The sequence below is a fragment of the Pseudomonas sp. TH31 genome, from assembly GCF_016650815.1.
Lineage (GTDB): Bacteria > Pseudomonadota > Gammaproteobacteria > Pseudomonadales > Pseudomonadaceae > Aquipseudomonas.
In genome coordinates this window covers 312,622-334,847 of sequence record NZ_JAEKEZ010000010.1, presented here as the reverse complement: position 1 = coordinate 334,847, position 22,226 = coordinate 312,622, and the positions used below count along the sequence as shown (strand labels likewise).

Annotated in this window: 23 protein-coding genes and 4 pseudogenes; 14 read left to right on the top strand and 13 right to left on the bottom strand. The window is 59.6% G+C overall.

What is annotated here, in order from left to right; all coding sequences use genetic code 11:
• Nucleotides 1-94: 94 nt before the first annotated feature.
• Nucleotides 95-529, top strand: a complete 435-nt coding sequence (locus JFV26_RS08165; protein ID WP_201191319.1) for a DoxX family protein — start codon at nt 95-97, stop codon at nt 527-529.
• Between the two features lie 249 nt (nt 530-778).
• Nucleotides 779-1,087 (top strand): class I SAM-dependent methyltransferase, encoded by a 309-nt coding sequence (locus JFV26_RS08160; RefSeq protein ID WP_201191317.1) that lies wholly within the window; start codon nt 779-781, stop codon nt 1,085-1,087.
• 18 nt (nt 1,088-1,105) lie between these two features.
• On the opposite strand, the pseudogene greB reads toward JFV26_RS08160, so the two are convergent.
• The 3 genes and pseudogenes from greB to JFV26_RS08145 all read right to left on the bottom strand — a co-directional run bounded on the left by greB (nt 1,106) and on the right by JFV26_RS08145 (nt 4,837).
• Nucleotides 1,106-1,602: pseudogene (gene greB, locus JFV26_RS08155) on the bottom strand (transcription elongation factor GreB).
• 47 nt (nt 1,603-1,649) lie between these two features.
• Nucleotides 1,650-4,154: an ABC transporter permease gene (locus tag JFV26_RS08150; RefSeq protein WP_201191315.1), complete on the bottom strand. Its 2,505-nt coding sequence runs from the start codon at nt 4,152-4,154 to the stop codon at nt 1,650-1,652.
• Nucleotides 4,154-4,837: an ABC transporter ATP-binding protein gene (locus JFV26_RS08145; RefSeq protein ID WP_201191313.1), complete on the bottom strand. Its 684-nt coding sequence runs from the start codon at nt 4,835-4,837 to the stop codon at nt 4,154-4,156. Before JFV26_RS08145 ends, JFV26_RS08150 begins: the two co-directional genes overlap by 1 nt.
• Before the next feature lie 10 nt (nt 4,838-4,847).
• On the opposite strand from JFV26_RS08145, the gene JFV26_RS08140 reads away from it, so the two are divergent.
• The 3 genes from JFV26_RS08140 (at nt 4,848) to JFV26_RS08130 (ending at nt 7,031) form a co-directional block, all read left to right on the top strand.
• Nucleotides 4,848-5,450 (top strand): arylesterase, encoded by a 603-nt coding sequence (locus JFV26_RS08140; protein WP_242487767.1) that lies wholly within the window; start codon nt 4,848-4,850, stop codon nt 5,448-5,450.
• 55 nt (nt 5,451-5,505) lie between these two features.
• Entirely contained in the window at nt 5,506-5,799 is a 294-nt protein-coding gene (locus JFV26_RS08135) for a hypothetical protein (RefSeq protein WP_003226812.1), read from the top strand.
• Nucleotides 5,800-6,059: 260 nt separating this feature from the next.
• Nucleotides 6,060-7,031, top strand: coding sequence for a L,D-transpeptidase family protein (locus JFV26_RS08130; protein ID WP_201191311.1), 972 nt, complete (start codon nt 6,060-6,062; stop codon nt 7,029-7,031).
• A gap of 122 nt (nt 7,032-7,153) precedes the next feature.
• Here the strand turns inward: JFV26_RS08130 and oprI are convergent, their stop codons facing one another.
• A complete protein-coding gene (gene oprI, locus JFV26_RS08125; protein WP_002553018.1) occupies nt 7,154-7,405 on the bottom strand; it encodes an outer membrane lipoprotei OprI in 252 nt (83 codons plus the stop codon).
• A gap of 639 nt (nt 7,406-8,044) precedes the next feature.
• Between oprI and JFV26_RS08120 the strand changes: the two genes are divergently transcribed.
• Nucleotides 8,045-8,332, top strand: coding sequence for a GNAT family N-acetyltransferase (locus tag JFV26_RS08120; RefSeq protein WP_020800382.1), 288 nt, complete (start codon nt 8,045-8,047; stop codon nt 8,330-8,332).
• Between the two features lie 61 nt (nt 8,333-8,393).
• On the opposite strand, the gene JFV26_RS08115 is transcribed toward JFV26_RS08120, so the two are convergent.
• The gene (locus JFV26_RS08115; protein ID WP_201191309.1) at nt 8,394-9,470 is read right to left on the bottom strand and encodes a 3-deoxy-7-phosphoheptulonate synthase; all 1,077 of its coding nucleotides are present in this window, start codon (nt 9,468-9,470) and stop codon (nt 8,394-8,396) included.
• Between the two features lie 187 nt (nt 9,471-9,657).
• Nucleotides 9,658-10,101, bottom strand: a complete 444-nt coding sequence (locus JFV26_RS08110) for a PilZ domain-containing protein (RefSeq protein ID WP_201191307.1) — start codon at nt 10,099-10,101, stop codon at nt 9,658-9,660.
• Between JFV26_RS08110 and JFV26_RS08105 the strand changes: the two are divergent.
• From JFV26_RS08105 to cysB, 5 genes and pseudogenes are all read left to right on the top strand, one after another.
• Nucleotides 10,100-10,485: pseudogene (locus JFV26_RS08105) on the top strand (thioredoxin family protein). The gene JFV26_RS08110 and the pseudogene JFV26_RS08105 sit on opposite strands and share 2 nt — an antisense overlap.
• Nucleotides 10,482-11,438 carry a putative 2-dehydropantoate 2-reductase gene (locus tag JFV26_RS08100; protein ID WP_201191300.1) on the top strand — a complete coding sequence of 319 codons (957 nt, stop codon included), beginning with the start codon at nt 10,482-10,484 and terminating at the stop codon, nt 11,436-11,438. The pseudogene JFV26_RS08105 and the gene JFV26_RS08100 overlap by 4 nt, the downstream one beginning before the upstream one ends.
• A 24-nt stretch (nt 11,439-11,462) precedes the next feature.
• Nucleotides 11,463-12,367: pseudogene (locus tag JFV26_RS08095) on the top strand (5'-nucleotidase).
• Nucleotides 12,368-12,462: 95 nt separating this feature from the next.
• The gene (locus tag JFV26_RS08090; RefSeq protein WP_201191298.1) at nt 12,463-12,966 is read left to right on the top strand and encodes a universal stress protein; all 504 of its coding nucleotides are present in this window, start codon (nt 12,463-12,465) and stop codon (nt 12,964-12,966) included.
• A gap of 274 nt (nt 12,967-13,240) precedes the next feature.
• A complete protein-coding gene (gene cysB, locus JFV26_RS08085; protein WP_054052018.1) occupies nt 13,241-14,215 on the top strand; it encodes an HTH-type transcriptional regulator CysB in 975 nt (324 codons plus the stop codon).
• A 6-nt stretch (nt 14,216-14,221) separates the two neighbouring features.
• Here the strand turns inward: cysB and JFV26_RS08080 are convergent.
• Nucleotides 14,222-14,703, bottom strand: a pseudogene (locus JFV26_RS08080) (GreA/GreB family elongation factor).
• A gap of 14 nt (nt 14,704-14,717) precedes the next feature.
• Entirely contained in the window at nt 14,718-15,128 is a 411-nt protein-coding gene (locus JFV26_RS08075) for a hypothetical protein (RefSeq protein ID WP_201191296.1), read from the bottom strand.
• Between the two features lie 124 nt (nt 15,129-15,252).
• Between JFV26_RS08075 and earP the strand changes: the two genes are divergently transcribed.
• Both earP and JFV26_RS08065 read left to right on the top strand, forming a co-directional pair.
• Nucleotides 15,253-16,395, top strand: coding sequence for an elongation factor P maturation arginine rhamnosyltransferase EarP (gene earP, locus JFV26_RS08070; protein ID WP_201191294.1), 1,143 nt, complete (start codon nt 15,253-15,255; stop codon nt 16,393-16,395).
• Between the two features lie 48 nt (nt 16,396-16,443).
• Nucleotides 16,444-17,013, top strand: a complete 570-nt coding sequence (locus tag JFV26_RS08065; protein ID WP_032626910.1) for an elongation factor P — start codon at nt 16,444-16,446, stop codon at nt 17,011-17,013.
• Nucleotides 17,014-17,171: 158 nt separating this feature from the next.
• On the opposite strand, the gene JFV26_RS08060 is transcribed toward JFV26_RS08065, so the two are convergent.
• The 4 genes from JFV26_RS08060 to JFV26_RS08045 all read right to left on the bottom strand — a co-directional run bounded on the left by JFV26_RS08060 (nt 17,172) and on the right by JFV26_RS08045 (nt 20,487).
• Nucleotides 17,172-18,185 carry an alpha/beta hydrolase gene (locus JFV26_RS08060; protein ID WP_201191287.1) on the bottom strand — a complete coding sequence of 338 codons (1,014 nt, stop codon included), beginning with the start codon at nt 18,183-18,185 and terminating at the stop codon, nt 17,172-17,174.
• 32 nt (nt 18,186-18,217) lie between these two features.
• Nucleotides 18,218-18,637, bottom strand: coding sequence for an organic hydroperoxide resistance protein (locus JFV26_RS08055; protein ID WP_201191285.1), 420 nt, complete (start codon nt 18,635-18,637; stop codon nt 18,218-18,220).
• Nucleotides 18,638-19,000: 363 nt separating this feature from the next.
• Nucleotides 19,001-19,462: a MarR family winged helix-turn-helix transcriptional regulator gene (locus JFV26_RS08050; protein WP_201191283.1), complete on the bottom strand. Its 462-nt coding sequence runs from the start codon at nt 19,460-19,462 to the stop codon at nt 19,001-19,003.
• A gap of 62 nt (nt 19,463-19,524) precedes the next feature.
• Nucleotides 19,525-20,487 carry a LysR family transcriptional regulator gene (locus tag JFV26_RS08045; RefSeq protein WP_201191281.1) on the bottom strand — a complete coding sequence of 321 codons (963 nt, stop codon included), beginning with the start codon at nt 20,485-20,487 and terminating at the stop codon, nt 19,525-19,527.
• Nucleotides 20,488-20,596: 109 nt separating this feature from the next.
• Here JFV26_RS08045 and JFV26_RS08040 point away from each other — a divergent pair, with 109 nt between their 5' ends.
• Nucleotides 20,597-21,346 carry a TSUP family transporter gene (locus JFV26_RS08040; protein ID WP_201191279.1) on the top strand — a complete coding sequence of 250 codons (750 nt, stop codon included), beginning with the start codon at nt 20,597-20,599 and terminating at the stop codon, nt 21,344-21,346.
• Here JFV26_RS08040 and JFV26_RS08035 read toward each other — a convergent pair.
• Nucleotides 21,336-22,190: a LysR substrate-binding domain-containing protein gene (locus JFV26_RS08035; RefSeq protein WP_201191277.1), complete on the bottom strand. Its 855-nt coding sequence runs from the start codon at nt 22,188-22,190 to the stop codon at nt 21,336-21,338. The genes JFV26_RS08040 and JFV26_RS08035 overlap by 11 nt on opposite strands.
• Nucleotides 22,191-22,226 lie beyond the last annotated feature (36 nt).

Sequence of the window (22,226 nt, the reverse complement as noted above, 5' to 3'; positions counted from 1 at the left end):
GATTGTTATGGTGGAATATTTCTGCTTTTAACATCCGATTTAACGATTAATATAGCGGCCAACCAACACACATACTCACAATGGATGACACAGCATGAGCACTCTGATCAACAAGGTACTGTTCACCCGCGCTGGCTACGGCCTGACGGTTCTGCGTATTTTCGTCGGCATCATTTTCGCGGCTCACGGTTCGCAGAAACTCTTCGGGATGTTCGGTGGCTACGGGATTGCCGGCACCGCCCAGTACATGGAAAGCCTTGGCCTTGCACCGGGTCACCTGATGGCAGTCCTGGCGGGTGGTACGGAGTTCTTCGCCGGTCTGGCCTTGATCATCGGTTTGCTGGTGCGTCCGGCGGCACTGGGGCTGACCTTTCTCTCACTGGTGGCGATCTTCTCGGTGCACATCCATAACGGTCTGTTCTTGGCTAACAACGGTTATGAGTTCGCCCTGGCGTTGCTCGGTGGCAGCATCGCGGTGCTGATCGAAGGTGCAGGCAAGCTTTCGGCAGACCGTGCCATCGCCGGCTGACCGCTCTGGTTCAACAAAAAAGGCCCGCATTGCGCGGGCCTTTTTTGTTGCTCGGGATTCTTGACACTGTCCGGTCAGGTTCTCTAGGATGCTGCTCATGCGCCGATTTAAACAGCTACTTGCGGGGCGCCAGGTGACTCATTCAGTTGCCGATAGAAGCTTGAAACAGGCTTCGAAATACCGCTAAAGCGCTGGTTCGGTGTTGCCTCTCACCTGCCATGCAGACTTTTGAGGCAGAGACACGACCCAATGAATGCATTAAGCCCTGTTGTACGTCCCGCGCCGATCACGGCGCACCTCACCCAGCGCAATCCAAAAATCCTGCTTGGCGGCAAACATCAGCCGACACTTCTGCGTTATCTCGACGGCTGGCCACGTCGTACCGGCGGCCCCGCAGCTTTCCTGATCCAGTTTGTCGAAGATGGCGAGTCGCTGGCTCGGTTTGCCAGCGACAGTTTCGACCTGGCAGTGATTCAATCGCCCAGCCTTGAAAACGCCCCTGAAATGATCAAACAACTGACTCGCGTTGCGCGCCAGGGACTGATTACCCGTCGCTGAGGCTCAGAGCGCTGCGGCTCAGGGGTATTCGATCGCCACGATATACACGCACTGTTCACCGGTCGGTGTCTGGACTCGAACTTCAGCGTCCAGCGCCTTGCCGATCAGTGCGCGAGCCAGTGGTGAGTCGATGCTGATCAGGCCCAGTTTCAAGTCGAGCTCATCCGGGCCGACGATGCGATAGCGCGACTCCTTGCCGTCTTCTGCTTCAATGCTGACCCAGGCGCCGAAATACACTTTGTTCGGATCGCTGGGCTTTTCGCTGACAACTTTCAGGGCTTCCAGGCGCTTGGTGAGAAAACGCACGCGGCTGTCGATTTCGCGCAGCATTTTTTGCCGTAGGTGTATTCGGCATTTTCCGAGCGATCACCCTGAGCTGCGGCCTCACTGACCGATTGCGTTACCTGCGGCCGGCGCACGTGCCAGAGTTCGTGGAACTCGGCACGCATCCGCGCTTCACCTTCGGGGGTGATCAGCGCGGTGCCAGCGGTGCGGGGAGGGCGATAACGGCTCATGGCGACTTCTTTTGGTAGCGTCTTGGGATAGAAAGTGCCTGAGTCTATCAACCCTCGCGCAGGACTGTCAGGGGGCTGGCGTTCAAGGCGCGACGCGTACCGAACACACCGGCGCCACCAATCAGCACCGCGCCGATCAATGGCAACACCAACAGCCATGGATGCGGCTGCCAGGGGAGGTCGAAGGCGTAGCGGTAAAGCACCAGGCTGACCAACTCCGAACCCAGGGCCGCCAGCAGGCCGCTGACGGCGCCGAGCAAGCCGAACTCGATGCGTCGGGCCTTGACCAGCAATTGGCGCTCGGCCCCCAGGGCGCGCAACAGCGCACCTTGGCGAATACGCTCATCCAGGGTTGCCTGCAGGCCGGAGAACAGCACGGCCATGCCCGCCGCCAGCACGAACAACAACACGTACTCCACCGCCAGGGTGACTTGGGCGAGGATGCTGCGCAGCTGTTCCAGCAAGGCTTCGACTTGCACAATGGTGACCGCCGGGAATGCCCGGGACAGATCGACAATCTGCTGATCGTGACCGGCTGCCAGATAGAAGCTGGTGAGGTAGGTTGCGGGCAGATCTTTCAAAGTGCCGGGCTGGAAGATCATGAAGAAGTTCGGCTGGAAGTTGTCCCAGTTGATCTCCCGCAGGCTGGTGACTTTCGCTTCGCGATTGACCCCGCCAACGGTGAATACCAGATGATCGCCCAGCTTGAGCTTCAGGCTCTCGGCAACCTTGCCTTCCACCGACACACCCGGAACGTCCTCCGGCGTTTGTTCGGTCCACCAGGTTCCCGAGGTTAGCTTGTTGCCCGCTGGCAGGTCCGCTGCCCACGTGAGGCTCAGGTCACGCTGGATCGCCCGGTCACCGGCTGAATCCTTGCTGACGATGTCCTGCACCGCTTCGCCATTGATACTGATCAGCCTGCCCGGCACCACCGGGTACAGCGGCGCCGATTGCGCCGCCAGTTCGATCAGGCGATCGGTGAAAGACTGTTTGTCTGCTGGCAGGATGTTCAGCGCGAAATAGTTCGGCGCATTTTTTGGCAGCTGGTTTTGCCAGGTGTCCAGCAATTCACCGCGCAGCAACGCGATCAACGCCATGGACAGCAGAATCAAGCCGAAGGCCAGGGATTGGCCTGCCGCCGCCAATGGGTGGCGCAGCAGTTGGCCCAAACCCAGACGCCAGGGCAACGAGGCGCGAGCCAACATCCGACGCAGGCTGTTGAGCAGCAACAGCAGCAAGCCGCCGAGCACGACCGCAGCGATCACGCCACCGCCCAGCAGGGCGAAGGTCAGCACCAGGTCCAGGCTCAAGCGCCACATGATCAAGCCGAGCGCGCCCAGCGCCGCGCCATAAACCATCCAGGTGCTGGACGGGATTGGCAGCATGTCCCGGCGCAATACGCGCAATGGCGGTACCCGGCCGAGGGCGGCGAGCGGTGGCAGGGCGAAACCGGCCAGTGCTACCAGCCCCGTGCTGATCCCGGCAATGGCTGGCAGCAAGCCACCCGGTGGAACGTCTGTGGGTAGCAAGTCATGCAGTAGCGCAAACAGCCCGAGTTGCGCCAACCAGCCGAGGAGGGCGCCGCTGAGGCTGGCGAGCAGGCCAAGTACTGTCAGCTGCAAACTGAACAGCAGCATGGTTTCCCGGCGGGACAGACCCAGGCAGCGCAGCAAGGCGCTGGCATCGAAGCGACGCGTGGCGAAGCGCGTCGCCGACAGCGCCACGGCCACACCAGACAGCAAAACCGCGACCAGACTGGCCATGTTCAAGTAGCGCTCGGCCTTGCCCAACGCGCCACCGATCTGTCGGTTGCCATCCCGGGCATCCTGCAGGCGCTGGTTGGCGGCGAGGCCTGGCTTGACCAGTTGCCGATAGGTTTCCAGCGCCTGGGCATTGCCGCGCCAGAGTTCGCGATAACTGACCCGGCTGCCGGGCTGCACCACGCCGGTCGCCGTAAGGTCGCTCAGGTTGATTAACACGCGCGGCGTCAGGCTGTAGAAATTGCCGGCGCGATCCGGTTCATACGTCAACACCCGCGACAGCTTCAGGGTTTTCATACCGACGTCGATGCTATCGCCGATCTTCAGGTCCAGAGCTGTCAGCAAGCGTGCTTCGACCCACGCTTCGCCGGGTTTTGGCCCGCCGCCGGAAACTTCCGGGGCAAACGGCGCGGGGGCGCTTTTCAGTTCGCCGCGCAGTGGATAGACATCGTCGGCCGCCTTGATGCTGGACAGCTGAATGCCCTTGTCCGTGGCGATGACACTGGAGAATTCCACCACCTGCGCATGTTCCAGGCCCAACTCCGTTCCGCTTTTGATCTGCTCGGGGCGCGCTGGTGAACTGCCTTCGAGCAAAAGGTCGGCACCGAGAAACTCGGTGGCGCGCAGCATCATGGCGCCATTGAGGCGGGCGCCGAAGTAGCCGATGGCGGTACTCGCCGCCACGGCCACCAGCAACGCGAAGAACAACACCCGCAGCTCACCGGCGCGGGCGTCGCGCAGCAGTTGGCGGATGGCGAGGCTGAACAGGCGCAATAGCGGCAAGCGTGCCATCAAGGCTCCAGAGGGGCGACCAGCAGGCCGGCTTCAAGGCGGATCAGGCGCCGGCACCGATGTGCCAGGCGTTCGTCGTGGGTCACCAGCACCAGGGTCGTGCCGCGTTCCTGGTTCAGTTCGAACAGCAGGTCACTGATGCGCTCGCCGGTGTGGCTGTCGAGGTTGCCGGTGGGTTCATCGGCAAACAACACGTCAGGTTCGGCGGCAAACGCTCGGGCAATCGCCACGCGCTGCTGTTCACCACCGGAGAGCTGGCGCGGCGAGTGGGTCAGGCGCTGGCCCAGGCCGACCCGCTGCAGCAACTCGGTTGCGCGCTCCCAGGCGTCTTTGCGGCCGTCGAGCTCCAGCGGCAGCATGACGTTTTCCAGCGCATTAAGACTGTCGAGCAACTGGAACGATTGAAAGACAAAACCCACGTGCTCGGCGCGGATGCGCGCGCGTTGGTCTTCGTCGAGGCTGCTCAGGGCTTGCCCTGCGAGGGTGACTTCGCCACTGCTCGGCAGGTCGAGGCCGGCGAGCAGGCCCAGGAGGGTGGATTTGCCGGAACCGGAGGCGCCAACGATGGCCAGGCTGTCGCCCTTGTTCAGTTCCAGGCTGAGTTCGTGCAGGATAGTCAGTTCACCTTCCGCGCTGGGAACCACTTTGCTGAGGTTCTTCGCGGTGAGAATGCTTGCGCCCATGGAGAATCCGATGCGTGTGTGGTTTTTGAGTGCTGGCCTGGCCTTGATGTGCATGGCCCAGAACGCAGCGGCGGGTACAGTCCTGATCGTTGGCGATAGTATCAGCGCCGGTTTCGGGCTGGATACCCGCTTGGGGTGGGTGTCGCTGCTTGAGCAACGGCTCAAGCGCGAAGGTTTCGACGATAAAGTGATCAACGCCTCCATCAGCGGCGACACCAGTGCCGGAGGGCAGGCACGCCTGCCAGCGCTGCTTGCAGAGCATAAACCCGAGTTGGTGATCCTCGAATTGGGCGGCAACGATGGCTTGCGCGGAATGCTGCCAACACAATTGCAACAAAACCTTGCTGCGATGATCGACAGCTCCGGGCCAGTGGCGCCAAGGTACTGCTGCTGGGCATGCAATTGCCGCCCAACTATGGCAAGCGCTACACCGAGGCGTTTGCCGAGGTTTACGGCAACCTGGCCAATGAGAAAAAATCCCTCTGGTGCCGTTTTTCTCGACGGGATTGGCGGTCATCCGGACTTGATGCAAGCCGACGGCCTGCACCCGGCAGCGGTGGCTCAAGGCAAGTTGCTGGAAAATGTCTGGCCGACACTGAAACCGCTGCTTTGACGCTTTTCTAGTGGCGGCGTTTCGGCTAAGGTGGCGCCCCGATTTGGAGCCCCCGATGCCGCGTCCCGCCTGGTCCCTTTTTGCCTACCAACTGATCGAGCCTGACGAGCAGCTGGATCTGTTCGCCTGCCAGGAAGTGCGGGTGCATCTGGTGACCCGTCAGCTGGAACTCGGCGGCTCGGCGGACCGGACCCTCTGCGGCAGCTTGCTGCCGGCGCAGCCGCGCTGGTCGAGCGTGGACCGCAGGGTGTTTCAGGACCAACGTCTGTGCTCGCTGTGCCGCGCCATCCTCGAGTCGCAAAAACGCGGCACCTCGCCGATCTGGCCGGAGTTGCGCTTCGAGCTTTAGATTGCTATCGCGAGCAAGCTCGGTCCCACAGTTGATCTTCGTCGAGCCCATTATTTACGCTCGGTACCGCTTCACTGTGGGAGCGAGCCTACTCGCGATGGCGTAGTGTCAGTCGCAATCAAGCGTGAAGGTGCGAGCAAGCCATACATGAAAAAAACGTCATGTATCGCCTGCAATGTTCTCGATCTCCCCGAATTTACGGGTGTCGGTGTACAATCGCCGTCTTATACCTCTTGTCGTTCATGCGAAGGATTTTCCGGATGTTGCCGCGCTTTCCTGCCGTCACCCGCTGCCTGACCCTTGCTGCCCTCTGTGTGGCCGGTCCTGTTTCAGCATTGGAACTGCCTCTACCACCCCCTGGTGAAGACATCATCGGTCAGGTGCAAGTGATCAAGGCCAAGTACGAAGATACCTTCGCCGACCTTGGTACCACTTACGATCTGGGCTATTCGGAAATGGTCGCGGCCAACCCGGGCGTCGATGCCTGGCTGCCGGGCGCCGGCACCGAAATCATTCTGCCGACCCGCTTCATCCTGCCACCGGGTCCGCGTGAAGGCATCGTGATCAACCTGGCTGAATACCGTCTCTACTACTACCCGAAAGGCCGGAACGTGGTGTACACCTTCCCGCTGGGTATTGGTCGTGAAGGTTGGGGTTCGCCGATTGCCCACACCACCATCACCGCCAAAACGCCGAACCCGACCTGGACTCCTCCAGCGTCGATCAAGGCCGAGCACGCCGCCGATGGTGACCCGTTGCCGAACGTGGTGCCGGCCGGCCCTGATAACCCCCTGGGGCCGTTCAAGTTCAGCCTGGGCACTCCGGGCTACCTGATTCATGGCTCGAACAAAAAATTCGGTATCGGCATGCGCACCAGCCACGGCTGCTTCCGCATGTTCAACAACAACGTGCTGGAAATGGCGGGCATGGTGCCGGTTGGTACGTCGGTGCGGATCATCAACGACCCGTACAAGTTCGGCATGAGTGGCGGCAAGGTCTATCTCGAAGCGCATACGCCGCTGGACGACAACGGCAACCCGTCAGTGGTCGACAAACACACCGCTGTGATCAACGCGATGCTCAAACGTGAAGACATTACCAACAACCTGCGCATGAACTGGGATGTGGTGCGTGACGTGGTCGCTGCCGAAGATGGCCTGCCGGTGGAAATCGCCGTGCCGAATACTTCTGCACCGATGGCGTCGAGTGCGCCGATCGACCTGCAGCAGTAAGCGCTGATCAAGACCCGCCGACGCAGGCCGCGTCGGCGGGTTTTTTATGGCCGGTGCTAAACGCCAGGCATAAAAAAGCCGACCCATAAATGGATCGGCTTGATAACAATCCCGAAGGATTATTACTTGCGGCTAGCTTTGTCCAGCATGCGCAGAGCACGCTCGTTAGCTTCGTCAGCAGTCTGTTGTGCTTTTTGAGCAGCAGCCAGAGCTTCATCAGCTTTACGGTAAGCTTCGTCTGCACGAGCCTGGGAGCGAGCAGCTGCGTCTTCAGTAGCGGTCAGACGTGCTTCGGTTTCTTTCGATACGCTGCTGCAACCGGTAGCCAGAACTGCGGCCAGAGCCAGAGCAGAGAATTTCAGAACGTTGTTCATCGTGTTCCCCTTCAAGGACTTTCTATTAAGTAGCTGTCTCCTCAGAGTGAGGAAATAGCCGGCGTACATACTACCCATTACTTGTCGTAAGTAAACTGACGTAAAGCAAGAAGCAAAAAAATTGTAGGCGTTGATTCTTTTTCGAGCAACTTTTAACTGCTCAGGATAAAAAATATCCAGCTGCAACGCCCAAGCTGAGCGAGCCGCGAGAGAAAAGTTCCCGATCCCGAAGGCGGTATTTTCAGTCTTTGTTAAAGTCTGTCTATATGCTTTCGTCTACACTTTTGTTCGGATTTTGCGCAGCGCCTCTCATATCTTTCTGCATGTTGAGGTGACTTTAACAAAGGGCGCTCGTCTTAAGTCTCAACATCCGGCAATGTTCAGGCTTTCGACCCGGGAAGATCCTCGGTCGAGCCGTCCCTGCGTAACCCGGAGCCGTACCTGCCGCCCCCAACGTGATGACGAGCGCACCTTGAGCATTTCTGCCAATGGTGCCTACTATTTGATACGTGTCAGGTTGCGCGAGATAGGTGCAGCTCTTCTCGGTGTCCATTCAGGCACAGGGTGGCGTAGATGTTCCTTCGCCGGAAAAACATCGGTAAGGTAGGGGTCAGAATCCAAGACCCGCGAGGAGTAGTGATGAGCGAGGCGTTGTCCATCCACCATGACCAGGCTGGTCATCAGTTCGAGACCAATGTGGACGGTCATCGTGCCTACCTGACCTATATGGATCTGGGGAAACAGACCCTGGATATCTATCGCACTTTCGTGCCCAACGCCTTGCGTGGCCGCGGTATTGCGGCGGCATTGACCGAGCAGGCGCTGCAGTACGCCGAGGAAATGGGTTACACAGTCATTCCATCGTGCTCCTACGTGGAGCGCTACATGGAGCGTCACCAGCGGCACGCTGCCAAGCTGAGCCAGTAAACACAACGCATAAAAAACGCCGGGTTTAGCCCGGCGTTTTTGTGTGCGCAGAAAGCGGTGATCAGCTGCGATCGCGTTTGGGCAGCACATCCTTGAGCTTGGCATGCATGCTGCGCAAGGTGTTTTCTGTGGCGGACCAGTCGATGCAGGCATCGGTGATCGACACGCCGTATTGCAGATCGGCGAGGTCTTTCGGGATGGCCTGGCAGCCCCAGTTCAGGTGACTCTCGACCATCAGGCCGATGATCGACTGGTTGCCTTCGAGGATCTGGTTGGCGACGTTCTCCATCACCAGGGGTTGCAGGGCCGGGTCCTTGTTGGAGTTGGCGTGGCTGCAATCAACCATGATGTTCGGCTTGATCTTGGCTTTGTTCAGCGCTTGCTCGCACAGTGCGACGCTGACCGAATCGTAGTTCGGCTTGCCGTTGCCACCGCGCAATACCACGTGACCGTAGGCGTTGCCCTTGGTGGTGACGATCGACACGCCACCTTCCTGGTTGATGCCCAGGAAACGGTGCGGGCTGGACACCGACTGCAGGGCGTTGATCGCCACGGTCAGGCCGCCGTCGGTGCCGTTCTTGAAGCCGACTGCCGAGGACAGGCCGGAGGCCATTTCGCGGTGAGTCTGGGATTCGGTGGTGCGCGCGCCAATGGCCGACCAACTGATCAGGTCCTGCAAGTATTGCGGGGAGATCGGGTCGAGGGCTTCGGTCGCAGTAGGCAGGCCCATCTCGGCCAGGTCCAGCAGCAATTTGCGACCGATGTGCAAACCGTCCTGAATCTTGAACGAGTCGTCCAGGTAAGGATCGTTGATCAGACCTTTCCAGCCAACGGTGGTACGTGGCTTCTCGAAATATACGCGCATGACCAGATACAAGGTGTCGGACACTTCGGCGGCCAGCTTCTTCAGGCGCTCGGCGTATTCGTGGGCAGCCTTGATGTCGTGGATCGAGCAAGGCCCGATCACAACGAACAAGCGGTGGTCGGTGCCATCAAGAATATTGCGAATGACTTCGCGGCCCTTGGTCACGGTGCGCAGGGCAGCGTCGCTCAGAGGGATATCACGCTTGAGCTGATCAGGGGTGATCAGCGTCTCGTTGGAAGCGACGTTTAGGTCGTTGATCGGTAAATCAGCCATCGTTTACTCGTCAGGTCACGGGTGCCGGCCGCCAGCGAACCCGCGCGGCGGAGCACAGCAAATTAAGCGCGTCGGGGAGCGGAACCTTAGCGCGTTACACCGTGGCTAGACAATGGGCAGACAGCGAGTAGGGGGCATTCTCGGTTAGTTTCCCTACCGCGGCGGGGAAACCAACTGAGAATGCCCCCTAATCCAGCACTGGCTGAGCAAACGCCTTGCGAACCGTGTCATGGGAGAACTCGTCGGCATGCTGCTGGACCCATTCGAGGGCCAGCGCTTGAATATCCTGCAAGTCCTCCTGCTCCTCGTGCAGGCGGCAATAGCGTTCGATCTGGCACACCTGCTCGCCCATCCGGGCACTGAACAGCATCTGCTCGTCAACAAAGGCAATGCCCACCAGATAGCCGTGCTTTCGTCGCAGGCACCAGGCTACATAGCCCAGGTAACGCAAGTCGGGGTTCAAGGTCGGCATACGAACTTCCAGCGCCGTGCCGTGGCGCCAGGCGCGGTGGTAATTGCAAGCCATGCCGCCGAGGCTGATAGTGTGCAGCCGTTGCCGTGAAATGCACTCATGTTTGAGTAGCGTCAGCTCCACGGGTACATCGTCAGGATGAGGAAGAAAACGTCCCATGAACACGGACTCCCTGTGTCGCCCATTTGACACTATTTCCCCCAGTATAGTGTTCGAATCGGAACTGACCGATTTCGACGCCGACCAACGGCTGCTGGCGATGAGCGGCACTTCACTGGTGATTTTCACCAGTGTCGGCTGCGCCAGCTGCCGTTTTGCCCGCGAGCAGTTGCCAAGGCTCGATCTGGTGGTTGATCAGTTGTACTGGATCGACGCCGGCAACAATGGCGGGTTGGTGGCGCGTTATGAGGTCTTTCATTTGCCGGCGCTGTTTGTGGTGCGCGACGGTGAATTTTTGGGGCGGTACAGTCGCGCCTGACCGGCACCGAACTTAATGCGGCGGTAGGGCAGGCGCTGAATCGAATTGCTGAGGAGTTGCCATGATGGGAGCAGTTGCCAAGCCGACAATCGGTATTATCGGGACCGGCGCGATCGGTGGTTTCTACGGGGTGATGCTGGCGCACGCCGGTTTCGATGTGCACTTTCTGTTGCGCAGTGAATTTTCAGCGGTCGCCGAGCGCGGCCTGCAACTCAACAGTGCAGTGCATGGCGCGCTGAGCCTGAACCCGGTCCAGGCCTATTCGTGCGCCGAAGACATGCCGCCCTGCGACTGGCTGCTGGTCGGCGCCAAAACCACCAGCAACGCCGATCTGGCCCCGGCCATCCTCCAGGCCGCCGCACCCGATGCCAAAATACTGGTGCTGCAAAACGGCCTGGATGTTGAGGACAGCTTGCGCGAATTACTCCCCGATTCGCTGCACGTACTTGGCGGGCTCTGTTTTATCTGCGTCCATCGCGCCGGGCCTGGCGTCATTACCCATCAGGCGCTCGGCGCGGTGAATGTCGGCTATCACAGTGGCCCGGCCAGTGATGAGCAGGCGCGCCAGGCAATCCTCGAAGAGGGCGTCGGATTGTTCCGCTCGGCTGGCATCGACTCTCAGGGCATGCCGAACCTGCATCAGGCGCGCTGGCAAAAACTGGTCTGGAATATCCCTTACAACGGTCTGTCAGTGCTGCTTGGGGCGAGCACTACACCGCTGATGGCCGACGCCGACAGTCGGGAACTGGTCAAGGCATTGATGGCCGAAGTGGTTCGCGGCGCAACGGCCTGTGGTCACGACATCCCGGCCGGGTATGCCGATCACTTGTTTATGGTGACCGAAAAAATGCCCGACTATTGGCCGAGCATGTACCACGATTTCCAGCACAAACGACCGCTGGAGCTGGAAGCGATCTACGCCCGGCCCCTGGCGGCGGCGAAAGCGGCGGGGTGTGAATTGCCGCGCATCGAGGCCCTGTATCGGGCGCTCGGTTTTATCGATCGACGAAACGTTTAAGTTGGTCAACCAGAGGGGAAGGGCATGGCCAAGGACATAGATGACAAGTTGGTGCTGGCGATTTCATCGCGGGCGCTGTTCGACTTGAGCGAGAGCCACAAGGTGTATTTGTCGAGCGGTGTCGAAGCCTATCGGCAATACCAGATCGAGCACGAAGACGAGATCCTCGAGCCCGGCGATGCCTTTGCGCTGGTGGAGAAACTGCTGAAACTCAACACCAGCCTTGGCCGCGCCGGGTCGAAGTGGTGCTGGTATCGCGCAACAGTGCCGACACCGGCCTGCGGGTATTCAACTCGATTCACCACTACGGCCTGGCGATTTCCCGCGCGGCGTTTGTCGGCGGGCGCAGTCCTTACCCGTACCTCAAGGCTTTTGGTTGCGACCTGTTTCTGTCGACCCATGCCGAAGATGTGCGCAGCGCACTCGATGCCGGTTTTGCCGCCGCGACCATTCTGTCGGGTGGCGCGAGCCGTGCGGCCAGTGACGAATTGCGCATTGCCTTCGACGGTGACGCGGTGCTGTTTTCCGACGAGTCGGAGCGCGTGTATCAATCGGGAGGCCTTGCGGCATTTCAGGCCAGCGAGCGTGAAGCGGCCCGGGAGCCCTTGGGCGGTGGGCCGTTCAAAGGCTTCCTGGCGGCGCTCAATCTGTTGCAGCGCGAATTCCCCGACGACGCTTGCCCGATCCGCACGGCGCTGGTGACTGCACGTTCGGCACCGGCCCACGAGCGAGTGATCCGCACGCTGCGCGAGTGGGACATTCGCCTGGACGAATCGCTGTTTCTCGGCGGCCTGACCAAAGCGGCGTTTTTGGAAGCCTTTGCCGCTGACGTGTTTTTCGATGATCAGGCCGGTCATTGCGAACTGGCTCGCGAAGTGGTCGCCACCGGTCATGTGCCTCACGGCATCAGCAACGAGCAGAAAGTTTAGGCCCTTGCTTCAAGGCGTTACGCGGCCCGTCATACACGCCAAGGCGCTGCTAAGCTGAATCAAATCTCCGCCATGTTGGCACGCAAGGAGGTCATATGATTGGTTCCATGCTGTATGCCACCGACCTCGGCCTGTACGCACCTTTGGTGATGCAGCACGCCTTGGCATTGGCGCGAACATTCAATGCCGACTTGTATGTGGTGCACGCGGTGGAACCCATGGGCCTGTTCGCCGAATCGGTGCTGCAAAGTTATCTCGATGAGCAGGCGCTGAACGAGTTTCACCGTCAGGGCCTGAACACGGTGATCGCCAATATCGAGCAACGGGTACTCGAAAGCTTTCGTGAAGAACTGGGGGATGAGGGCGAGCAGGATCTGGAACGGATCAAAGCGGTGCGGGTGCTTCAGGGCGACCCGTCGCAGGTGATTCTCGAGCAGGCGCAGAAACTCTCGGTGGATTTGCTGATCGTAGGTAGTCATAGCCATCGCGCGGGTGCGGAAACACCTTTGGGGCGCACGGCGGCGCGGGTGCTGCAACTGGCGCGGGTGCCGGTCTATCTGGTGCCGTTGGTGGAGCGTCGGCGCCAAGGTGATCGTTAGTGTCCTGCTTCGCAAATACTGTTCCTTTTTGACGAGGGTCTGTTACTGCCATGCTGCGTTGCCGCTCCTCGCCATCGCGGGCTATGACTCGTTGCGGCGCCTTGCCTGGCAGCAACAGCCCCTCGTCAAAAGAGGAACGTATTCACGAAGCAGGACACCAGAGCACGAATAATGGTGTTTTGATAAAAAAGTTCTAGATTTATTCTTCAAACCATTAATATAGTTATATACCGTCGCTGATGCCCGTGGCGTCTACCTGCTTTGAGGGATTCATATGAAGCTTCAACAATTGCGCTACATCTGGGAAGTGGCGCACCACGACCTCAACGTTTCCGCTACCGCCCAAAGTCTCTACACCTCGCAGCCGGGCATCAGTAAGCAGATCCGCCTGCTGGAAGACGAATTGGGCGTCGAGGTGTTCGCCCGCAGCGGCAAGCACCTGACCCGCGTCACCCCGGCCGGCGAGCGCATCATCACCACCGCCGGCGAGATCCTGCGCAAGGTTGAAAGCATCAAGCAGATCGCCCAGGAATTCTCCAACGAGAAGAAAGGCACCCTGTCGATCGCCACCACTCACACCCAGGCGCGTTATGCGCTGCCGCCAGTGATCAGCAATTTCATCAAGCAATACCCGGACGTGGCCCTGCACATGCACCAGGGATCGCCGATGCAGATCGCCGAAATGGCCGCTGACGGCACCGTGGATTTCGCCATTGCCACCGAAGCCCTCGAGCTGTTCGGCGACCTGGTGATGATGCCGTGCTATCGCTGGAACCGCTGCGTGGTTGTGCCTCAGGGCCACCCGCTGACCAAGCTGCCGAAGCTGACCCTCGAAGCGCTGGCCGAATACCCGATCGTGACCTACGTGTTCGGTTTCACCGGCCGTTCGAAACTCGACGAAGCCTTCAGCCATCGTGGCCTGACGCCAAAAGTGGTGTTCACTGCGGCCGACGCCGACGTAATCAAGACTTACGTTCGTCTGGGGCTGGGTGTCGGTATCGTCGCCAAAATGGCGGTCGATGCCAAACTCGATAGTGACCTGGTGATGCTCGATGCCAGCGATCTGTTCGAATCCAGCATTACCAAAATCGGTTTCCGTCGCGGCACGTTCCTGCGTGGTTTCATGTGCGACTTCATCGAGAAATTTGCCCCGCACCTGACCCGCGAAGTCATGGCCAAAGCCATTCAGTGCCACAACAAGCAGGAACTGGAAGAGCTGTTCGACGGCGTCGAACTGCCTGTTCATTAAACCTTTCTAAACGACCTCGGTAACAGCAAACTGTTGCCGAGCGCCCGCCACCAGAATCTCCACCTCATCCCCTTCGAACTTGCCCAGCAGGCTTTTGCCCAGCGGCGAGCGGGGGTGATGACGGTGATCATCTGACCCACCAGGTCAACCTTCAAACCCGCCGCATCGGGGGCCAGGAACAGCCATTGTTCACGCCCTTTCTCGTCTTCGAGACCGAGCAGCGCGCCGACCTCGATACCGCGCTGATCGTCATACGGGCGCAATGTCAGGTTCTGGCAAAGCGTCAGTGAATGCCTGATTTCCTCGACCCGCTTCGCCTGCCCGGCCGCGAGGTAAGACGCCTCCAGCCCCAGAGTGTCATACTTGTTTTCGGCGATATTTTCTTCGTGGGTCGCGGTTTCGTAGGCGGTTTGCGCAGCGCGTTCGGCGACGTCGAGATCGATGCGCAGCTTGTCGAGAATCAGTTGGTGGACGGTCGGCTTGTGCATAGAGAGCTTCATGATCAATCGCAGAATTGCAGGACATTGGCGCGGCTTTTTTCGCTCGGCGCGGTCTGGTCCTGTTGCAGCCAGAACTGGCATTTCGGATTCGACAGGTTGCGGTTATTCGTGCGGGCCTGATCCAGGGTTTGCTGTTGCTCGTTCTTGCGCAGGTTTTCTTTGTATTGTTCGAACAGCGGGCTCTGAGGCGGGATATCCGGCACCGGTTGCACCACTGCCGCCGGTTGCGTCAGTCGCTGGACGGCCTGGGCCACCGGCGCCAATTGCTCGGAGGGCAAAAAACGCGAAGCGAGCCAACAGGTCAGCGCGATGGCGATGAACCCCAGCCAAAGCCCCACGGCAATGCTGGCGGTCAATTGCACGGCATTGAGGCGGATCGGCAACGGGCGGCGCGGGTTGGGGCGGTAGGGCATGGCTGCCTCCTGGCGGGTGGTCGCGGGCGGATGGCGATTGTCGCACGAAGATTAATCGCCGTCGGCTCTTCTGCACGGGGTAATTTATGCGGACAATCGGCGCCTTTGCCAACGGGAGCCTGTAATGCCTGAACTGAAAACCCGCTGGGATATTTTTTGCACCGTGGTCGACAACTTTGGCGACATCGGCGTGACCTGGCGCCTGGCCCGGCAACTGGTGGCCGAACATGCTGTGGTCGTGCGCCTATGGGTTGACGATCTGCGCGCCTTCGAGCGCCTGTGCCCGGAAATCGACGTCAATGCGCCCCAGCAATGGCAGCAGGGTGTCGAGGTGTGTCACTGGCCAACCGAATGGCAACCGGTTGATGCCGCTGATGTAGTGATCGCTGCGTTCGCCTGCCAACTACCCGGCGTCTACATGGACGCCATGGTCGAGCGGGAAAAACCGCCGTTGTGGCTGAATCTGGATTATCTGAGCGCCGAGGACTGGGTCATCGGTTGCCACGGTCTGCCGTCGGTGAAGTACAAGAGCGTGCAGAAGTACTTCTTCTTTCCGGGGTTCCATAAGGGTACCGGTGGCTTGCTCCGCGAAAGCGGATTGTTGGAGCGGCGTCGGCAGTTTCAGCAAAGCCCCGAAGCCCAGCGCGAATTCCTGCAAGGTCTGGGAATTGATCGTGCCCCCGCAGCCCGGTTGATTTCACTGTTTGCCTACGAAAACACTGGACTGGCGAGCTGGCTCGACACACTGTCGAGCGACTCCACGCCCACGCATTTGCTGGTGCCCGAAGGGCGGATTCTCGGTGATGTCGAACGCTGGCTTGGGGTCAGCGGCCTGGTGGCCGGTGCGCTGCATGTGCGCGATGCACTGACCGTTCAGGTGCTGCCGTTTGTCCGACAGGATCAATACGATCACCTGCTCTGGTGCTGCGATTTCAACGCAGTGCGCGGCGAAGACTCGTTTGTTCGCGCCCAATGGGCAGGGCGACCGATGCTCTGGCACATCTATCAGCAGGAAGAAGATGTGCACCTGGAGAAGCTCGAAGCCTTCATCGCGCTCTATACAAAAGGCTTGTCGGCAGCGGCCAGCGAGGCGATCAGCGGTCTTTGGCGGGCGTGGAATGCCGGTGAAGACATGGCCGACCAGTGGCTGGTGACCCGTAAATACTGGCCGGAGCTGGAAAAACATGCCGAGGCGTGGTGCCTGGAACAAGCCTTGCAGGCTGATCTTGCCGTGGCGCTGGTACAGTTTTATGTAAATTGGATATGATACGCGGCCTAGATTTTTGTAAATCCCATCCAAATTCGGATATTCGCAATGAAAACTGGTAAAGAACTGAAACCCGGTACCGTGATCCGTCTCGAAAACGATCCTTGGCTGGTTCAGAAAGCTGAATTCACCAAGTCCGGTCGTAACAGCGCGATCATGAAGACCAAGCTGAAGAACCTGCTGACCGGTTACAAGACCGAGATCGTTTACAGCGCTGACGACAAACTGGACGACGTAATCCTCGACCGCAAAGAAGCGACCCTGTCCTTCATCAGCGGCGACACCTACACGTTCATGGACACCACTGACTACACCATGTACGAACTGAACGCTGAAGACATCGAAGCCGTTCTGCCATTCGTTGAAGAAGGCATGACCGATGTTTGCGAAGCGATCTTCTTCGAAGAACGCCTGGTTTCCGTAGAACTGCCGACTACTATCGTGCGCGTAGTTGACTACACCGAAGGTTCCGCTCGCGGTGACACTTCCGGCAAAGTCATGAAGCCTGCCAAGCTGAGCAACGGTACTGAGCTGCAAGTTGCCGACTTCATCGAAATCGGTGATCGCATCGAAATCGACACCCGCGAAGGCGGTTCCTACAAAGGCCGTGCCAAATAAGCACCGCTTGAGTAATGAAAAAGCCCGACCATTGAGTCGGGCTTTTTTGTGCCATCAAGATCAAAAGATCGCAGCCTCGTTTCACTCGACAGCTCCTACAGGGGAATGCAAAACCCATGTAGGAGCTGTCGAGTGAAACGAGGCTGCGATCTTTTGCTTTATTTCAGGTGTTGCTTGAGCTCTTCGGACGCTTGCAACAGCGCCGAACGCACCTCCGGCACCTGACTCACCACGTTCAGCAAACCGTAATCATGGATCATCCCGTTGTAGCGGACCGCCGTGACCGGCACGCCGGCCTCGTCGAGTTTGCGCGCATAAGCTTCACCTTCATCGCGCAACACATCGGCGCCCGCGGTCTGCACCAGTGCGGGTGGCAGGCCTTTGAGCTGTGCGGTGGTCGCCCGCAACGGTGACGCGTAGATCTCGCTACGTTGCTGGGCATCGGTGGTGTAGTTGTCCCAGAACCACTTCATCATGTTCTTGGTGAGGAAGTGTCCCTCGGCAAACTGGTTGTAGGAGGCGGTCTCGAAGCTCGCATCCGTCACCGGCCACAACAGCACCTGGAACTTGATTGCCGGCGTGCCTTTGTCCTTGGCCATTAGCGCAACCACTGCGGCCATGTTGCCACCGACACTGTTGCCGGCCACCGCCAGGCGTTTGCCGTCGACGTTGATCTCTTTACCGTGCTCGGCCACCCATTGCGTCGCGGCGTACGCCTGGTTGATCGCTACCGGGTAGTGCGCTTGCGGCGAAGGGGTGTAGTTGACGAACACCGCCGCCGCACCCGAGCCGACAACCAAGTCCCGAACCAGCCGTTCGTGGGTCGGGAAATCCCCCAGTACCCAGCCGCCGCCGTGGAAGAACATGAACACCGGCAGCTCGTCCTTGACCCCGGCTGGCCGGACGATGGTCAGGCTGATCGGTTGGCCATCGACTTGAATGGTCTTCTGGCTGACATCGGCTTTTGGCAGCGTCAGTTTCACCCCGGCTTGCGCACCCACCAGAACCGCACGGGCTTCTTTAGGCGTGAGCTGTTCCATCGGTTTGCCGGTGCCGGCGTTCAGAGCATTGAGGAAGGCCTGGGTGGTGTGTTCAACCCCATCGCCTGCGAATGCGCTGTGGACGGACAGGGCGAGAAGGGTACCGGTCAAGACTTTGCTGAATGTGTTCATGGTTGTTTCCTGTTCGGGCCTGGAATCAGCAGTTAAACGGTGACGTGCAGGCGCACATCGACGTTGCCACGGGTGGCGTTCGAGTACGGGCAGACCTGATGCGCCGCGTCGACCAGGGTTTGCGCATCGGCTTGCTCAAGACCCGGCAGGCTGACGTGCAGGTCAATGTCCAGCCCGAAACCGCCAGGGATCTGGCCGATGCCGACATGGGCGGTGATCGAAGCGTCGTTCGGGATGGTGCGTTTGGTCTGGCTGGCGACGAACTTCAGTGCGCCGATGAAACAGGCGGAGTAGCCGGCTGCGAACAGTTGTTCCGGGTTGGTCGCCGAGCCGCCAGCACCACCGAGTTCTTTGGGAGTGGCGAGTTTGACGTCGAGGATGTTGTCGCTGGAAACCGCACGACCGTCACGGCCACCAGTGGAAGTAGCGATTGCGGTGTAGAGAGTTTGCATGGTGTGAGCCTCATTCGGGTTTTGATGTTTTGCGCTAAATATTTGCGCGCTAAGTAACTGCGAATAAAATGTAGCTCGCCAATAGTTTGCGCGCAATATAAATTTTTGAAAAAGTTTGGCGAAGACAAACGAACGGGGCGTCGAATGACGGAAAGACTATTGAGTTAGAGCGGTTGGTTCAGGATTTTCGTAGCGTGATTTTTTTGCGAAGAGGGAGTGAGCGATGGCTTCAGCTGCGCCATAAGACAAATGTGGGAGCGGGCTTGCTCGCGAAAGCGGTGTGTCAGTCGACATTAATGCTGATTGACACACCGCTTTCGCGAGCAAGCCCGCTCCCACAGGGGATTTGTGGTGGTTGGAAGATTAGAGGCTGTCTTGCAGGTGGCTGCGCAGCTCCTGGAGATCCGCTTGCAGCTTTTTCAACTGCTCAAGCGTCTGCCCACTGGCGCCAAGGATGCACTGCGGAATGTCCCGAGCCTTGTCCCGCAGGGCGCGGCCCTGTTCGGTTAGCTCGACTATCACCACACGCTCATCTTCGCGACTGCGCGTCCGGCTGAGCAATCCTTCCACCTCCAGGCGTTTGAGCAATGGCGTCAGCGAGCCCGGATCGGTCAGCAGCCGCGTGCTGATTTCGCCTACGGTCAATCCATCCCGTTCCCACAACACCATCATCGCCAGGTACTGCGGATAGGTCAGGCCCAGTGCTTGCAGCAAGGGTTTGTAGACTTTGGTCATCAGCAGCGAAGTGGAATGCAGGGCGAAGCAGACCTGATTGTCCAGCAGCAGGTTGTCGCAGGTGTCCGGGGTGTTGCGTTCGGTGGTCATGTCAAAGCCTTGATCGGTGATCGTGATGAATCTATCGGGCGAATCTTTAATGCGCCAGATAATTATGACCAGTGCCGGCCCAGATCGCTTTGCAGCACCAGATCCCAAGGGGCAATCGGGCCGAAGCGGGTTTTCAGGTATTCCAGCAGCAAACGACTGCGAGAGCTGGCCTGTTGCTCCAGGCGCAGAGCATAAATCCCTGCGGTCTCGGGTTTTGGCAGGCCGTTTTCGCAGAACAGCGGCAGCAGTTCGCCACGCAGCAGGTATTCGCTGGCCAGCCACGTCGGCAAATGCGCGATGCCCAGCCCGGCCAGTGCGCCGCAGACCAACGCTTCAGCATTGTTGGCACTCATGCGGATCCGCCCAGGGCGGTGCAACTGCATGTGCCCGTCCCGTTCAAAGCGCCAGGCGAAGGGCGGGGCCAGGCCGTCCCAGTCCAGACCATCGTGCTCGCTCAGTTGTGACGGATCGGTCGGCACGCCTCGGCGCTTCAAATAGTCGGGGCTGGCGCAGGCAATGCGCACCATGTTCGCCAGCGGCGTGGCCACCAGCCGGGTATCGGCTATCTGCCCCGCGCGTAGCACCAGATCGACCTTGCCCAGGTTCAGACCCTGCATGTCGACGAAGCTGTCGATCAGGTGCAATTGCACGTCGAGGCCGGGATACAGCATCAGAAAATCGGCAATGACCGGGGCCAGATGCCGGCGTCCGAATGCCGCTGGCGCGTCGACCTGAATCAAACCTTCGGGCGCGCTGCTCAGGGACACCGCTTCGGCCCGGGCCAATCGCAACTCGGCAACGATTCGCCGCGCACGCTCGGCAAACGCCAAGCCGGCCGGCGTCGCGCGCACGGCGTGGGTACTGCGCAGGAACAACTGACTGCCGACGGCACTTTCCAGGCTATCGATACGCCGGGCCACTGCCGAAGGCGTCAGCGGATGGCGTCGGGACGCGGCGGAAAAGCTCCCGGTTTCCAGTACGTCGAGGAACAGTCCGAGTTGCTCGGTCAGTTGATTAGGGTTCATGGTTTACCAGCGCTTGTGCGAAATCGGCACAACCATTGTGCGTTGCTATGCGTTTCCTCGCTAGCGCCGACTGCGTAGGATGAAAGGCCTGACGAGAGGGAGTTGGCCTGTGATTGAGTTTCTGCTGTATCTGATCTTTGGCGCGGCCCTGGGCACCTTGGGTGGTTTGTTCGGTATAGGCGGTGGTTTGATCGCCATTCCGCTGCTTGGCGTGTTGTGCGGCCTGGATCAGCAACTGGCCCAAGGCACGGCGCTGGTGATGGTGGTGCCGAACGTGATGCTCGCGCTGTGGCGTTATCACCAGCGCAATCGCATCGAACTGCGCCACGCATTGCCATTGGCCTCGATGGGGTTTTGTTTCGCCTGGATCGGTTCGATCTGGGCCGTGGGCATCGATGCGCAAACCATGCGCGTGGGATTTGTCGCGTTCCTGGTCGCCCTGTCGACCTACAACCTGGTGCGAATGTTCACCGCCAATGCACCGGCGTCCTCACAAATGCATTACTCCTGGCCATGGCTGGGCGTGCTGGGCGCGGCGTCCGGGACCATGGGCGGGTTGTTTGGTGTGGGCGGGGCGGTGGTGGCGACGCCCGTGCTGACCAGCCTGTTTGGCACCACTCAAGTGGTGGCCCAAGGCTTGTCGCTGGCGTTGGCGTTGCCGAGCACTGGCGTCACCTTGGTGACTTACGCGGTGCATCATCAAGTGAACTGGATGATTGGCCTGCCCTTGGCGGTCGGTGGATTGCTGAGCATCAGTTGGGGCGTGAAGATCGCCCACGCTATGCCGGAACGGCTGCTGCGCGGGCTGTTCTGTGGTTTTCTGGTGTTCTGTGCGGTGCTGCTCGCGTTTAAAGTTTGAAGCCTTCGACGATGTGCTCGGCCAGGCACTCGGTGATCGGCGACGGGTTGTGCAGGTTGCGCACCAGCATAATGCAGGCCTCGGGCAGCAGCGGCAGGTCTTCGGCGGCGCCGAGGATGCGCATGTCCGGGGTGATCAGGCTTTCCAGTTGCGCGGTCACCGCAAGGCCGGCGCTAACCACCGCCATCAGCGCCGACAGGCTCGAACTGTTGTAGGCAATACGATAATCGCGGCCCATCGCGTCGAGGGCGTTGCACGCCCACAACCGGCAGAAACAATCACTGTTGAACATCGCCAGGGGCAGGGGTGTTTGCTCGTGGGCGCTGAAACATTGCGCTTCGGCCCAGACAAAACGCTCCTTGCGCAGCAACTGGCCAATTTCGGTGCCGGGCTCGCGGGTGACGATCGACAGGTCCAGGTCCTGGCGCTGCAACAGTTGCTTGGTCGATTCGCAATGAACTTCGATCTGGATCAGCGGGTAAAACTGCGCAAAGCGCGACAGGATCCCCGGTAGAAACCGCATCACATAATCATCCGGCGTGCCGATGCGCACCGTGCCGACCATGTGCGGCTCGCGCAGGGTATTAAAGACTTCGCTGTGGAGTTTGAGGATGCGCCGCGCATAGCCGAGCAACACCTGGCCTTCGGCGGTCAGCTTGACCTGGCGCCCATCACGTTCAAACAGCTGGCGCTGCAACACGTCTTCTTCCAGGCGCTTCATCTGCATGCTCACCGCCGACTGAGTGCGGTTGACCATTTCACCGGCACGGGTGAAGCCGCCCTGGTCGGCGATGGCAACAAAGGTACGCAGTACATCGGTATCGATACTTGGGTACGCCGACATTCATCAATCTCCGAGATGCATACCATCAGAAACATT

Bases quoted from the DNA above. Each gene is read 5' to 3' on its own strand.
- JFV26_RS08130 (WP_201191311.1), top strand. From the start codon at position 6,060: ATGTTGCCGCGCTTTCCTGCCGTCACCCGCTGCCTGACCCTTGCTGCC.
- JFV26_RS08135 (WP_003226812.1), top strand. From the start codon at position 5,506: ATGCCGCGTCCCGCCTGGTCCCTTTTTGCCTACCAACTGATCGAGCCT.
- JFV26_RS08140 (WP_242487767.1), top strand. From the start codon at position 4,848: ATGCGTGTGTGGTTTTTGAGTGCTGGCCTGGCCTTGATGTGCATGGCC.
- JFV26_RS08165 (WP_201191319.1), top strand. From the start codon at position 95: ATGAGCACTCTGATCAACAAGGTACTGTTCACCCGCGCTGGCTACGGC.
- earP (WP_201191294.1), top strand. From the start codon at position 15,253: ATGCCTGAACTGAAAACCCGCTGGGATATTTTTTGCACCGTGGTCGAC.
- JFV26_RS08110 (WP_201191307.1), bottom strand. From the start codon at position 10,101: ATGGGACGTTTTCTTCCTCATCCTGACGATGTACCCGTGGAGCTGACG.
- JFV26_RS08115 (WP_201191309.1), bottom strand. From the start codon at position 9,470: ATGGCTGATTTACCGATCAACGACCTAAACGTCGCTTCCAACGAGACG.
- oprI (WP_002553018.1), bottom strand. From the start codon at position 7,405: ATGAACAACGTTCTGAAATTCTCTGCTCTGGCTCTGGCCGCAGTTCTG.
- JFV26_RS08100 (WP_201191300.1), top strand. From the start codon at position 10,482: ATGATGGGAGCAGTTGCCAAGCCGACAATCGGTATTATCGGGACCGGC.
- JFV26_RS08120 (WP_020800382.1), top strand. From the start codon at position 8,045: ATGAGCGAGGCGTTGTCCATCCACCATGACCAGGCTGGTCATCAGTTC.
- JFV26_RS08045 (WP_201191281.1), bottom strand. From the start codon at position 20,487: ATGAACCCTAATCAACTGACCGAGCAACTCGGACTGTTCCTCGACGTA.
- cysB (WP_054052018.1), top strand. From the start codon at position 13,241: ATGAAGCTTCAACAATTGCGCTACATCTGGGAAGTGGCGCACCACGAC.
- JFV26_RS08090 (WP_201191298.1), top strand. From the start codon at position 12,463: ATGATTGGTTCCATGCTGTATGCCACCGACCTCGGCCTGTACGCACCT.
- JFV26_RS08065 (WP_032626910.1), top strand. From the start codon at position 16,444: ATGAAAACTGGTAAAGAACTGAAACCCGGTACCGTGATCCGTCTCGAA.
- JFV26_RS08055 (WP_201191285.1), bottom strand. From the start codon at position 18,637: ATGCAAACTCTCTACACCGCAATCGCTACTTCCACTGGTGGCCGTGAC.
- JFV26_RS08060 (WP_201191287.1), bottom strand. From the start codon at position 18,185: ATGAACACATTCAGCAAAGTCTTGACCGGTACCCTTCTCGCCCTGTCC.
- JFV26_RS08075 (WP_201191296.1), bottom strand. From the start codon at position 15,128: ATGCCCTACCGCCCCAACCCGCGCCGCCCGTTGCCGATCCGCCTCAAT.
- JFV26_RS08160 (WP_201191317.1), top strand. From the start codon at position 779: ATGAATGCATTAAGCCCTGTTGTACGTCCCGCGCCGATCACGGCGCAC.
- JFV26_RS08145 (WP_201191313.1), bottom strand. From the start codon at position 4,837: ATGGGCGCAAGCATTCTCACCGCGAAGAACCTCAGCAAAGTGGTTCCC.
- JFV26_RS08050 (WP_201191283.1), bottom strand. From the start codon at position 19,462: ATGACCACCGAACGCAACACCCCGGACACCTGCGACAACCTGCTGCTG.
- JFV26_RS08035 (WP_201191277.1), bottom strand. From the start codon at position 22,190: ATGTCGGCGTACCCAAGTATCGATACCGATGTACTGCGTACCTTTGTT.
- JFV26_RS08150 (WP_201191315.1), bottom strand. From the start codon at position 4,154: ATGGCACGCTTGCCGCTATTGCGCCTGTTCAGCCTCGCCATCCGCCAA.